This window comes from Paenibacillus haidiansis (assembly GCF_036553665.1).
Classification (GTDB): domain Bacteria; phylum Bacillota; class Bacilli; order Paenibacillales; family Paenibacillaceae; genus Fontibacillus; species Fontibacillus haidiansis.
The window spans coordinates 157,120-170,356 of sequence record NZ_JAZHPZ010000007.1; the positions used below are offsets into that span (position 1 = coordinate 157,120).

The window sequence follows — 13,237 nt, forward strand, 5'->3', positions numbered from 1 at the left end:
ACGATTCCATCTCGGAACTCCAATAGCTACTATTATACCAGAAATGAACAAGGGCTTACGAGTCTAATTGCAGTCTCCACACTCGTCTGATATCCCGGGATTCGTCCCAGGCCCGGCCGGATTCGACGGCAAGCAGCAAAGGTTCGATGTATTCGCTGTAACGGGAATAACCCGGCAAAGCTTTGATGTCCTCGGCCAACTGCGGCCATACGCGGCGCAGCGGCCCCTTGTTCCCGGAGTAAAAGGCATGGAACAGCCGGTCCTCTTGCAGCGGCCGCTTCGTCAGCCCCCGGTACTCCTCGGCGATTAACCGGGCCAGCGCGACGGCGCCTTTGGTCACGAGCGGCGAGATCAAAAAGCTCGGCAGGGTGCGGTACTCGAACCCGCCGTGGGGCTGCAGGCGGAAATCGCCGAGGAAGCCGTACGCCGGGCGGCGGCGGCCGCTTCCCTTGGCCTCGAGCAGGGCCACCGGGAGCGCGAGATAATTGTCAAGCGTGCGAAGCAGCTCGCCGGTCAGCGGTACGCCGCTTAGGTGCAGGTGCCCGCCGAGCGGGAACCCGCGCTGCGGCATGGCGCCGGCTTGCCAGAGCAGCGCGCCGGCGGGGATCGCCTCCTGCGCGGCCCGGAAGGCGCGCAGCAGGTGGCGCACGAGGTCGCGCGGCTCCCTGCCCGGCTCGGGCCGCAGCTCGGCGAGCGGGTACAGCCGCTGCCCGCGGTAGCGCAGCACATCGCAACCGGCGATGCCCCGGCGGGCCAAATACCGCGATGCCGGCACCACCTTTCCCGTTCCGCCGTCATAGAGCAGGAACTCGGGATCCATGCCTAGCAGGATCTCGTCCGGCCGGCCGTCCGAGGCTTCCAGCCCGGCAAGCATCCGGGTCATGGCGGCGGCGACTTTTCCCGCGGTATGCGTCTCTCCGTATACCGGAACCGGGTGAATTTCCTCTACGGTAAATTTCCCCTCTTCCCCGGCCCGGATCACGACTTCGCCCAGATCAAGCCCGAACGCGTACAGCGCTTTGACCGCGGCTCTCGCCAGCCTTCTCCAGAGCGGAGATTCCGGATCGAGTCCCGGCTCGCCGCGGTGATAAGGGAGCGCCGCTCCCCCCGGCTGAATCGGGATCGCTTCCAGCGCCTGCAAATGGAAGACGGCGACCGCGTAGCGGCGTTGGAACCCTCTTCTCCCCCGCCCGCCCTGTCCGTCGAGAGAGGCCGGGATTCCAGCCGCTTCAAGGCGGGCAATTTTATTGTTAGCCGAAGCGGCTAGGAATCTGTCCAAATGTTCGTTGATGCGCCACTCCACGACATGTTGTCCAACATAGGCCTCCGGTGCTCCGAATACGATCTCCGCGGTGTGTGTTCCGTGCCTGCCGCCCGAAGCCGAAGCGCGCTTTGACGCGGCCGCGGGTTCGCGGAGCACGCCGTAAGCCCCCCCTAGTGCCTCCAGCGCCCGCAGCAGCCTGCTGCGGAACGGGCCTCGTTGCAAATTTATTTTCAGAACATGATTTGTGTCCAATTTGCCGCCTCCCCGGTTTCAAGGAATAAAACCAAGCTATGCCGAATTTTTTCCGCCAATGAAACAAAAAGAGGGCAGCCGCCCTCGACGACGACGCCCCTGCCGCATATAGTAGACCATAACTACCCAATCAAAATAGCCGGGAAGGTTGAAACAGCCACAGCCTCTTACAGTTCGTCGTCGAGGAGGTCCGGATCCAGATCTTCGTAGTCGCCGAGCTCGGATCCAAAATCAAAGTCTTTGTATCCGTCCTCGCCGCCGGGTACGACAAGAACATTCAGCTTGGTTTCGGCCACAAGTTCAACCGCAAATTCGCGTTCCACGCGAATCAGAACGCGGCCGTCGCCCGCTACGCTTGCTTCGACGGTGCTCGGTTCCTGCGTTGCCTCCGCAGTAACCTCCACCGTTGAGGCGCGATGTCTGGAATCCAGATAGCTCAGCGGCACATTTTCCACATAAGAAACTGTCTCTTTGGCTACTTCGGTCTGCGAGTTTCTGTCATAGGAGTACCAGATGTTGATATCGTAAGTACCAATAACTTCAATTCCGTCACCGGCTGCTACCGCTTCATACTGGTGGTTGATAATCCAGGCCCCCAGAATGCTGGACGGTTTGTGAGGCGGAGTCACGGTATGTGTTACGGTAGAGAACTTACGACCTTTTCCGCAGATCGCTTTCGTTATGATCTCTCTACTTTGATATTTCGATGACATGATTTAAACCTCCTCCATACATCATTCATTACATATGTATGCAGGAACTGGGCTAATGTTCCACTAAAATAAATGTATGCGAGTGAGAAATTCATATATACATATAAAAGCCCGGGTGTTTCCCGGGCTTTTACGCATCGTCTTATTCCTTTAAATCAACTTCCATATCCAGGCCGGGATCGCTAAAGCTGTAGAAACCGGGATTGATCTGGATATCTTTAAATTCGGCCCCTTCCTTATACCGTTCCACGGTCTTTCCGGTATAAACCGGGCTTCCGGAGCCCGGTTCCGGATATATATCGACGCCGTTTACCCGAAGCATGCTTTGGCCGACCCCTTGAAATCCGGGGCTATCGGACCAGGATTCAACAATGAGGTCGCCGCCGTCCAGATAATAGCTGAAATGGATCAAGTAACCGTCCACGTTCATATTCGCAAGCTGCTTCGCCTCCGTCGGCGTGTTCAGCTTCATCCAGTGGTTTCCGGTATCCCGCTTTGTTACTTCGGCGTCTTTTAAAATCAATTTCATCGGAACTTCGCTCCAATCTTCATACCAAACCGACGGCTCGAATTGATAAACATGCTGATATTGTTCCGGACGATCGCCTTCGATATTGTAGTTTCCGCGAATTTCTTTGCCGCCGGCCATAAGCGTAACCGAATCGTACCAAACGACCCCTTTTTTGAATCGTTCCATGGAATGATCTTCATCGATATCGAGCGTTATTTTCAGAGGTGAAACGCTGAGCTTGGTCAAATTGATTCCCGTAAGCTCCGATAGTTCGCCGCCGTTATCCAATGTTCGCGTGTAGACGGGCTTGCTCGCTCTTTTGCCGTCCGCTTTGAACGCAAGAGACCAGCTGCCCTCCGTCGTCTTAGCTTCTTTCAAATATTTAAAATTCAGTACTCCGGGATCCGAGAAGTCCATTTCGGGCTGTTCAAACACTTCAAACACTTGTTCGATGAACATCCCCTCTCCATCGTAGGGCAATACGGTCATTTGTCCCCTGTTCTCTTCGCCCTGCTGCCGGCCATGGATGGTCAAATGAGGGTCCAAGCCCTTCGGATGACCCGAAGCCGACTTTAAAATATAACGGATCGTGAACCGGTCCTCATCCTGCATGAGAGATTGAATCGTCATTTCCGGGTACTCCGCCGTACCGGTAGGAATAACGGCTCCTTCGCGCAGTTCTTGCGTCAACGGAATCTCTTTGTACTTGTAAAAAATCAGGGATTCGGCCGTAAGCGACAAGTTTTTTTCGGACTGCCGTAGCATATCCTTCGTTTCAAAAATGCCGAGCAGCTTGCCGCTCTCCCGATCATAGTAGAGGTAGCTCCGTACGGGTTCCGCGTTTCCTTGGTCGTCGGAAATTTCGCTTTCTCCGATTCCGTACGCGTCATACCGGCTTAGGTCGCTGTCGGCATCAAAGGAAACCAGGGCTTTAAATTTTTCACCGTCCGTGACGACCGCGTGAAGACCCATGGATATCCCGGCATTCGTCACACTTGCTTCATATTGCTGTCCGTAACCGTTGGCCAATGCATTATGGATTCCCGTGAAGCCCATGATCCGATTCCAGTTCAGCGCCACCCCAGCAAACACCGGAACAGCGATAAACATGAAGCAGGCAAGCGCAAGACCGGCCGGGGCCCATTTCCGGTTGAATATTTTTTTCCCCTTGGCCGAAGAGTTGTTCGTCATCGCTTTCCGGTATGACGCTTCCCGCTCGATTTCGTTCCACATCGATTCAAAATCCGTTTTCGCAACCTGGGCCTCGATACTCTCGTTTATTTTACTCTTAAAAATTCGGTCCATTTGCCTTTCCTCTCCTTTACTGGCGGTTTGAGCTCAATATCCGGGTCGATCCATCTTCTGAGCAATTTCGTTCCCTTGTTCAATCTGGACTTCACCGTACCCTCTGGGACTTGGATCACCTCGGCGATCTCCCGAAGCGTCAACTCGTTCACAAAACGCAAGACCACCACAACCCTCACTTTTTCCGGCAGCCGGTTCAACCATATATTTACTTCGTCTTCCTTCTCTTTGCGATCATAGCCTTCTTCTACCGGATTACCGTGCTGGGGCGGCGCCAAGAGATAGGCAAATTTTTCTTTGGCCAGGCCGCTTTTTCTCCTTTTCAGCACCTTCCGGCATTCATTCGAAGCGATCTTGAGCAGCCATGGCCTCAGGTCACGGATTTGCGATCTATCTGCCAGAATGGCCTTCACAAACACCTCCTGGCAAATGTCCTCCGCATCGGACCGGTCTTGCATCATGCAGTAACACAGTCGGAATATCTGCTCCTTGTGGGCTTCGAACATCTCGCGGTCGTTCACCCGCTCACCCCTCATCGTTCGTGGTTTTCAACATATACGATCGTTAAGGCCCGAAAAAGGTTCATTCTCAATAAAAAAAGCAAGCAATCGTATGAATGCTTGCTGCGATAAGATCATGCAAATCCATGTGCGGACGCGCTGTTCCGGGAATCGTCGAAAGGCCGGATTCACCGGCTTTCGAGCTGCATTCTCTCCTTCTTTTTTAGCGAGGCCGGCGCTTTGCTCTTCTTGGAAATATTCAAAAAATGCGACAGCTCGCGACACAGCTGAAGAATTGCGGAGCGCATTTCGAATTCCTCGCGGGTTGCCGGAAGCTCCATATGCTTGAACTCCAGCTCCAGTTCGGCCAGCATTTTTTCCGTTTCGCCCATGTATTCTTCCCTGTTCACGTCCTGACTGAGGCGGTCGAACAGAACGGCCGTAATTTCCCCCTGCGGCATCCGCTGATAGACCAAGGAGATGAGTTCAAGCATGCTTTCAATCCGGACAAGTTGTTCTTTTCGCATATAAAAATAGACGGACCAAGCCTCGCTCGGCGCGATCAGTTGGTTTTCCAAGGCGCGTTTCGAGGCGGAGAGCCCGCTCTCAACCAGCTTCTCCGCCTCGATCAATTCTTTACCGTCCCAGACATGGTAAGGATCGCGAAGCGAGCGGGCGATATGGCCGAAGATGACCGAGAACAGCCCGTCCACTTTCCGGCGGATTTCCAGCAGCTTGTCCTCCGCTTTGGGCATGTAGGCGAAGTTGACCAGCATGGCGGAACCGAGGCCGATGACCAGCAGTTCAATTTGCGTCAGCAGCACGCCGAAGCTTAACGTCTCTCCGCCGAATACGCGGAATACCACGACCGAACTCGTAATGATGCCTTCCTTGAAATGAGCCCTGGTGATTAAAGGGAAGGCGATCAGGATATAGATGGCCAATACCCAAATATGGAATCCCAGCAGGTAAAAAAGCGTATACGCCAGAAGCAAGCCCAGTACGGACGCGAAAAACCGGGAGGAAATCGATATGATGCTCCGCTTCCGCGTGACATCCACGCCCATGATCGCCAGGAGTCCCGCCGATAAAGCCCCTTCGACTCCGACCGCGTCCGCGACTATAATTGCCAGCAATGTAGCGATCGCCGTCTTAATTATTCTGAAACCCATGAAACCACCCTACCTATTCCGTATGCGTCAAATGAAAAGCAACAAATCTAACCTTCATCGTACTTGATTTCGTTGCGGCAGACAATATGAACTATCTCATGTCAAGACTTGATGTGTAACGTCCCCTTCGCTGATTGGAGTACTGTTTTTGGAGGAGTATTGGTGATTGATCCTGATTGATCCTGATTGATCCTGATTGATCAGTGTTACTGAAAGGCTGAGGTACCGATCGTTAGGGAGATGGATTACTATTTAGTGAACGGCAAGTTGATAAATCATTGGAAGTAGATGTACTACCGATAGTGGGCGTTAAGTGGAATGCTGCTAGTAATGAACTGCCTACTGGTTAGTCGGTGGTAAGAGGATGCGTTATTGGTTAGTAGATTTGCTACTGGAGGAGGAAAGGGGTGCTGGCTGGTATGGGCTGTCTACCGGTTAGTCGGTGGTAAGTTGAGTGCTGTTGGTCTGTACATGTACTACTAGTTAGTTGGCGATAGGTTGATTTGTTGATGATTATAGTGCATTAGTGCGCATGGTTGACCGTCATTTGTTTTGGTATAAACGCCCAAGCAGCTGGCTCATTGGATATTTCCAATTAAAACGTCTAACAGCCTGGCTTACTGGAAAATCAATTGGATATTTCCAATGAAGAAACCTCATATCGGCTCATCAGCCGCTTATTGACGGATATTCATTGGAATAATCCAATAGGGCGATCTAATCTTGGCTAATTGCACCTCCCTATTGGAAATTTCCAATGGGAGCCCAAATATCGGGGCGAGACCCGCCAATATCTACTTCTACCCCCCGCCAATACATCCTTCGTTGGAGAAATTCCAACGAACCCCGGCAGTTCCGGCCTATTTCAAAGGCTTCATTGGATTAAATCCAATGAAATCAGATTTAACTGGCTACAGAGTTGGACACGCAGGACACTTCATTGGAAATCATCCAATCAAGCTAAGATTGTCCACGTGAACTGGAAGCTTGATTGGAAAAATCCAATCAAGCCGACTCAAGCCAGTATGCCGAGAGAGCGTCCATCACGCCAAGGCTTCCTCTATCCCGAGGAGAGCCGAGCGCAATGGTTCCGCCTATCGTTGCTTCAGCAGCTTTCGCTCCACGTAGACGACGAGCTGGTACATCGCGGTCGCGACCACGGCGATAATGACCAGGCTGGACAACACCAGCGTGAAGTTGAACACCTGGAAGCCGTAGACGATCAGGTAGCCGAGGCCGATCTTCGCGACGAGGAACTCGCCGACGATGACGCCGACCCAGGCCATTCCGACATTGACTTTCAAGGTCGAGACGATCGCGGGAAAGGAAGCGGGCAGAATCGCCTTGAGGAAAATGTCTCTCCGGTTCCCGCCGAAGGTGCGGATAACTTTGATCAGATTGCTGTCGACCTCGTTGAAGGCATTGTAGACCACAAGCGTGGTTACGATGACCGTGATCGACAGCGTCGTCACCACGATAGCGGTGAATCCCGCTCCGAACAAGACGATAAAGATCGGGCCAAGCGCAACTTTCGGCATGCTGTTGAACACGACCATGTAAGGATCAAGCACCCGCGACAAGAAAGGCGACCACCAGATCAGCACCGCGAGCAGAGTTCCGATCAGCGTCCCCAGTATAAAACCCACCGCGGTCTCGCCCACCGTCATCGCCAGATGCGGCCATAATTCGCCGTTTAGAGCATCTTTGACAATCTGTCTGCCGACTTTGGACGGATAACTGAAGATCAGCACATCCACCCATCTTAACCGTCCAGCGATTTCCCATAAGCCGATACATGCCGCAAGGATAAACAACTGCGTGGCCAAAACAAGGCGGCCCATCCGCCGTTTCTTCTTCCGGTGCTGCAGCCATTTCTCCCGGGTCCAATCGCCGCTCCCGCCGCCCGGGTTCCGGTTTGCCGTTTGTTCCGCCAAAGCGTTACTCCCCCTTTCCTTCCAGCGTTTCGAGATCCCGCCAGATTTCATGGAACAGGTCGTTAAACCCGGCTTCATCCCGGGCATAAAACGGCTGCGCCCGGCGGATATTGTCCGGGATTTCATAGGTGCTGCGTATTCTCCCCGGATTCGCCGCCAGCACGATGACACGGTCGCTGACCGCGATCGCTTCCGACAGGTCGTGGGTGACGAGCACGCCCGTCTTCCCCCGCTGACGCAGCGTATCCACGATCAGATCCTCCAATTGCAGCTTGGTCTGGTAATCCAGCGCTGAGAAAGGCTCATCCAGCAGCAGCAAATCAGGATTGGTCGCCAGCGTGCGGACCAGAGCCACCCGCTGGCGCATGCCTCCGGACAACTGGTGGGGATACAGGTTCGCCGTATTCTCCAGCCCCATACCGCCGAGCAGCTCCAGGACCGACTGTCTGGCGGCATCGTTTAGCCGGCCGGTCAGCTCGAGCCCGAGCTGGGCATTTTCCAGAATCGTCCGCCATGGAAACAAATAATCCTGCTGCAGCATATAACCGACCTCCGGCGTCGGTCCCGGGACCGGTTTGCCGTGCAGTAGAACTTCTCCCCTCGATGGCGGAAGCAAACCGGCTATGACGGACAGAAGCGTGGTTTTGCCGCAACCGCTGGGACCGACCAAGCTGATAAATTCACCGGGACTCACCGTCAAATTCAGCCCTGTCAAGGCAAGCACCGCCTCCCGGTCCGTCACATACACAAGATCCAGGTCCTTCAGTTCTACGACGGGAACTGAGTTCATTTTTGCTCACGCTCCTTCCAATGACCGGTTAAGGACTATTTGACAGCCGATTCGGCAAATTCGTTGTCCGCCAGCTTGCCGAGTTCGACGCGTTCCTGGAGTTCGCCCGCGCTCTCCATGACATCGAGCAGGTTGTTCCAGGCTTCTTCGTCCAGAGCCGGCGATTCGGCATAAGTCCCTTGTTCCAGATAGCGCTTGACGGAGCTGACCAGAATATCTTTATCCGTGTCCTTAAAATAAGGAGCGATCGCTTCCGCCGTTTCTTCCGGCGTATGCGTCTGCACCCACTGCTGCGCTTTATATATCGCATTCGTGAACTTCTGCACGGTTTCTTTATTTTTGTTTATATAGCTCTGTTTGGTCATAAACACCGTATATGGAAGCTTGCCGCTCTCCGTTCCGAAGGAAGCGACCACATGCCCTTTGCCTTCCCGTTCGAAGATCGAGGCCTGCGGCTCGAACAGCTGCACATATTGTCCCGTGCCGGAGGCAAACGCCGCGGCGATATTCGCGAACTCGATATTTTGAATCAATTCCAGATCGGCCTGGGGATCGATGCCATGCTTTTTGAGCGTAAATTCGCCCGCCATCTGCGGCATGCCGCCTTTACGCTGGCCAAGGAACACACTGCCCTTCAGATCCTCCCAGTCAAAATCCCCCGCCTCCTGATCCCTTGCCATCAGGAATGTGCCGTCGGTTTGGGTCAATTGGGCGAAGTTAATGACCGGGTCCTCGGCCCCCTGCTGAAAAACATAGATCGAGGTTTCCGCTCCGACCAGCGCCACATCGATCGCGCCCGACAGCAAGGCGGTCATCGTTTTATCGCCGCCCGCCGTAGTTTGCAGCTCCACGTCCAGGCCTTCCTCCTTAAAGAAGCCTTTCTCCAGCGCCACATATTGCGGAGCATAAAAGACGGAGCGGGTAACCTCGCCGATCTTGACGGTTTTCGCATCCTTTCCGCCGCAGCCGCTTAATGCGCCCGCAAGCAGAATCACCAGCGCCAGCCCCAGCACCGAAATTCGCTTAAACAACATGCCACTCACCTCTTTCATACAAAAATTATAAGTGTTTGTTTACAATGTATGCGGGGGCCTAACAAAAGGTTAGCGGGCGCGATCACAACGCAAAAAGAGACTGCCCCGGGCGGGACAGCCTCTAATGCCGGACAGCAAGCCGGAAGTGGCTTACAGTCCGTAAATGCCTTTGAATTTTTGCTCCAGGTAATCGGCCAAATAGTCCGGATTCAGCTCTTCCCCGGTCACGTTCATAATGATTTCAGCCGGTTTCAGGCATTTTCCGTATTTGTAGATCTTCTCAGTCAGCCATTCCCGGATCGGCGCGAAGTCTCCTTCGGCGATAAAGCCTTCAAACTGCGGCAATTCCTTCTTGAGCGTGTTCGTGATTTGTGCCGCGTACATATTGCCGAGCGCATATGAAGGGAAATAACCGAAGCTGCCGCCCGACCAGTGCACGTCCTGCAGCACGCCGAGCCCGTCGTTCGGCGGAGTAAGCCCAAGGTAGGCCTGATACTTCTCGTTCCATACTCTCGGCAGTTCGCTGACCGGGAGCCCTTCGTTGAAAATCATCTTTTCGATTTCATAGCGGATGATGATGTGCAAATTGTAGGTCAGTTCGTCCGCATCGATGCGGATCAGGGAATTTTCCACCCGATTGACGGCGCGATAAAATTCATCCGCGGTCACATCTTTGAGCTGTTCCGGGAAATGCTGCTGCATATTGGCGTAGTAGCGGTCCCAGAAAGGACGGCTGCGGCCGACGAAATTTTCCCAGAACCGCGACTGGGATTCGTGGATCCCCATCGACGTCCCTTGGCTCAACGGCGTTCCCGCCAGTTCCTTGCCGACATTTTGTTCGTACAGCGCGTGTCCGCCCTCATGTAGGTTGCTGAAAATCGCGCTCAAGACATCATCCTGATGGTAATGCGTGGTAATGCGCACATCGCCTTGATTCAGGGTGGTCTCAAACGGGTGCATCGTCTCGTCGAGCCGTCCGCCCTCGAAATCGTATCCGATCTGCTCCAGCAGGTAAATGCCGAACTTCTTCTGCTGCTCTTTGTCATAGAGCTGATTCAGGAACGGAAACTGCGGCTGATGTGGCGCCGACGTGATGGCATCGACAACCGGGACAAGGCGGTCGCGCAATTGACCGAACACCTGGTCGAGCTTGGCTACGGTCAAATCGGGCTCATACATATCGAGCAGCGTGTCGTAGCGCGTTTCTTTCGGTCCCCAATAGTCGATGAATTCCTGAGTCAGCTCGATAATCCGGGTCAAATAAGGCTCGAAGCCGGCAAAGTCGCCGCTTTCCTTGAAATCGACCCACACCGTTTCGGCATGCGCCGTCAATTCCACATATTCCTGATACTTGGCAGGCGGAATTTTCACATTGAGGTCGTATTCCTTCTGGACCAGCTCCACCAGCCGCCGTCCCGTTTCGTCCAATTCCCCCAGAACCGTATCGTGATTGAGATAGCTCAAATATTGCCCCATCTCCGCGGAGGTCTGCAATTTAAAAGCTTCCGTCGAGAGCAGGCCGATCGTTTCCGAACGCGCTTCAGCCCCTTTTCTGGGGGCGCCTGTACGAAGATCCCAATGCATGAGCGCTACCGCTTCTTGATAGCCTTGAATTTTGCGCAGCAGCTCTAGAAATGATTTCCATTTGTCAGCCGTTTCTTGTTTCATGACAAGTTCCACCTCCATTGATGAAATTACCCATTCCTCTTGATGATACTTTTTACAAAACGTATAATCAAATTTTAAGATGAACTTTTTTTGAATTTCATCAAGGAAACATGCCACAATAATCACAAAGGAGGAAGATCAGCGTGAGCAGACTTCAAACCATCTTAGAATTTAACCGCAATTTTGTAGCCAAAAAGGAATACGAGGCATATATTACGGACAAGTTTCCTCAGAAAAAAATGGCGATCGTCACCTGTATGGACACAAGACTGGTCGAGCTGCTTCCTAAAGCCCTTAATTTGCGCAATGGAGACGCCAAAATTATCAAAAACGCCGGCGCCGTCATCTCGCAGCCGTTCGGGAGCGTCATGCGTTCTTTGCTTGTCGCACTTTACGAGCTTCAGGCGGAGGAAGTTTTCATTATCGGCCATACCGGCTGCGGGATGGCGTCGCTGAACGCCGACCATATGATCGGTTCCATGAGAGAGCGCGGCATTTCCGATGATGTTCTGAATACGCTGGAGCATTCGGGAATTCGACTGAAGAAGTGGCTGCGCGGGTTTGACAACGAGAAAGAAGGGGTAATCCATACTGTGGAGATTGTTAAAAATCATCCACTACTTCCCCCCAATGTACCCGTTCATGGCCTGCTTATCGACTCCACTACCGGAGAGCTTGAGCTCGTCGTTGACGGCTACGATTCTTAATTGGACATCTCTTTCTACTTGGCGCGGGCCATTAGCGGCTCGCGTCCTTTTTTGAAACTTAGCCCGAAAGGAAGAACAGATAGACATGACGATAGATTTGAACGAACTTCCCCGGCGCCGGGGAACCCAGTCCCTGAAATGGGATCAGGGGTTTGGTGATCCGGATGTTCTGCCGCTCTGGGTCGCCGATATGGACTTCAAATGTTCGCCCGCGATCGTTAAGGCGGTAAGCGAACGCGCCTTGGAAGGGATATACGGATACACGATCCGTACCGATGAATATGAAAATGCCATTACCGGATGGTTCCGGCGCCGTCATGACTGGAATATCGAAGCAGGCTGGATTACCGATTCACCGGGTGTCGTCCCTTCACTAAGCCTCGCCGTACAGTCCTTGACGAATCCCGGAGATGAAATCATTCTGCAATCTCCGGTATACAGCCCTTTTTATGATGTGATCCTGAAAAATGGCCGCAAACTGGCCGAAAGTCCGCTCTTGCTGTCGAACGGACGCTATGAGATGAATTATGGGCGTCTGGAAGCTCTGATGCGGGGCGGAGCCAAGCTTCTCCTTCTCTGCAGCCCCCAAAATCCCGGCGGCCGCGTATGGACCAAAGAAGAGCTTGTACGTCTCGGCGACCTGTGCGTCAAATACGGCGTCAAAGTCGTTGCCGACGAGATTCATTGCGATCTCGTGTTTCCGGAGCACAAGCATTATCCGTTCGCCTCGCTCTCGGAAGCTTTTGCGGACATTACGATCACCTGCCTGGCTCCGTCCAAAACCTTCAATATTCCGGGCCTGTCCACTTCATTTGCGGTCATTTCCAATCCGAAGCTGAAGCGGCAATTCGATGACCGGATTCAAGCATTGGCGCTAAGTTCCGTCAATTTCTTCGGCCCTCCGGCGACGATCGCCGCCTATAACGAAAGCGAGCCTTGGCTCGAAGCCGTGCTGGCCTATGTTCAGTCCAATCAGGAATACGCCGTCTCCTTCTTGTCCGAACAACTGCCGGCACTTACCCCGATTGTGTCCGAAGGCACTTATTTGCTGTGGGTGGATTGCCGTGAGCTGAACCTGCCCCCGGCCGAATTGAAGCGGCTGATGTACAAGGAGGCGAGAATCGCCTTCAACGAAGGGTCCCAATACGGCAAAGAAGGCGAAGGCTTTCTGCGCATCAATCTGGCCTGCCCGCGCGATCTGCTTGCCGAGGCGCTTAACCGGTTTGCCTCCGCGATTCAATCCCGAGCCAATTAAAGCAAGCCAAGCGTAAGAAAGATCAATCCGAAAACGGATTGATCTTTTTTTGGCGTGCTGTACATTTGTCCGATACAAATATTTCCCGGGCACATAAAATATCCAGAATCAACGCACCTGGAGGTGATTCAC

The 13,237-nt window shown here is 53.4% G+C and carries 11 protein-coding genes; 2 read left to right on the forward strand and 9 right to left on the reverse strand.

All coding sequences use genetic code 11. From position 1 onward, the window contains the following. Positions 1-55 precede the first annotated feature (55 nt). The 9 genes from V3851_RS15775 to V3851_RS15815 all read right to left on the reverse strand — a co-directional run bounded on the left by V3851_RS15775 (position 56) and on the right by V3851_RS15815 (position 11,143). On the reverse strand, positions 56-1,516 hold the full coding sequence (locus V3851_RS15775) for a putative amidoligase domain-containing protein (protein WP_331847514.1): 1,461 nt from the start codon (positions 1,514-1,516) through the stop codon (positions 56-58). Positions 1,517-1,683: 167 nt separating this feature from the next. Next, positions 1,684-2,229: an outer spore coat protein CotE gene (cotE, locus tag V3851_RS15780; protein ID WP_331847515.1), complete on the reverse strand. Its 546-nt coding sequence runs from the start codon at positions 2,227-2,229 to the stop codon at positions 1,684-1,686. Between the two features lie 142 nt (positions 2,230-2,371). Continuing rightward, positions 2,372-4,045 carry a DUF4179 domain-containing protein gene (locus V3851_RS15785; RefSeq protein WP_331847516.1) on the reverse strand — a complete coding sequence of 558 codons (1,674 nt, stop codon included), beginning with the start codon at positions 4,043-4,045 and terminating at the stop codon, positions 2,372-2,374. After that, complete coding sequence (locus tag V3851_RS15790; protein ID WP_331847517.1) at positions 4,018-4,566, reverse strand: RNA polymerase sigma factor; 549 nt, start codon at positions 4,564-4,566, stop codon at positions 4,018-4,020. The genes V3851_RS15785 and V3851_RS15790 overlap by 28 nt, the downstream gene beginning before the upstream one ends. Positions 4,567-4,733: 167 nt before the next feature. Continuing rightward, a complete protein-coding gene (locus tag V3851_RS15795) occupies positions 4,734-5,717 on the reverse strand; it encodes an aromatic acid exporter family protein (protein ID WP_331847518.1) in 984 nt (327 codons plus the stop codon). A gap of 1,094 nt (positions 5,718-6,811) precedes the next feature. After that, on the reverse strand, positions 6,812-7,558 hold the full coding sequence (locus V3851_RS15800) for an ABC transporter permease (protein ID WP_331847595.1): 747 nt from the start codon (positions 7,556-7,558) through the stop codon (positions 6,812-6,814). Positions 7,559-7,655: 97 nt separating this feature from the next. Then, positions 7,656-8,441, reverse strand: coding sequence for an ABC transporter ATP-binding protein (locus V3851_RS15805; protein ID WP_331847519.1), 786 nt, complete (start codon positions 8,439-8,441; stop codon positions 7,656-7,658). Between the two features lie 35 nt (positions 8,442-8,476). Beyond that, on the reverse strand, positions 8,477-9,475 hold the full coding sequence (locus V3851_RS15810; RefSeq protein WP_331847520.1) for an ABC transporter substrate-binding protein: 999 nt from the start codon (positions 9,473-9,475) through the stop codon (positions 8,477-8,479). A 150-nt stretch (positions 9,476-9,625) separates the two neighbouring features. Beyond that, entirely contained in the window at positions 9,626-11,143 is a 1,518-nt protein-coding gene (locus tag V3851_RS15815) for a carboxypeptidase M32 (protein WP_331847521.1), read from the reverse strand. A gap of 143 nt (positions 11,144-11,286) precedes the next feature. Between V3851_RS15815 and V3851_RS15820 the strand changes: the two genes are divergently transcribed. Both V3851_RS15820 and V3851_RS15825 read left to right on the forward strand, forming a co-directional pair. Continuing rightward, positions 11,287-11,850 carry a beta-class carbonic anhydrase gene (locus V3851_RS15820; protein ID WP_331847522.1) on the forward strand — a complete coding sequence of 188 codons (564 nt, stop codon included), beginning with the start codon at positions 11,287-11,289 and terminating at the stop codon, positions 11,848-11,850. Positions 11,851-11,935: 85 nt separating this feature from the next. Beyond that, complete coding sequence (locus V3851_RS15825; protein ID WP_331847523.1) at positions 11,936-13,105, forward strand: MalY/PatB family protein; 1,170 nt, start codon at positions 11,936-11,938, stop codon at positions 13,103-13,105. Positions 13,106-13,237: the final 132 nt, after the last annotated feature.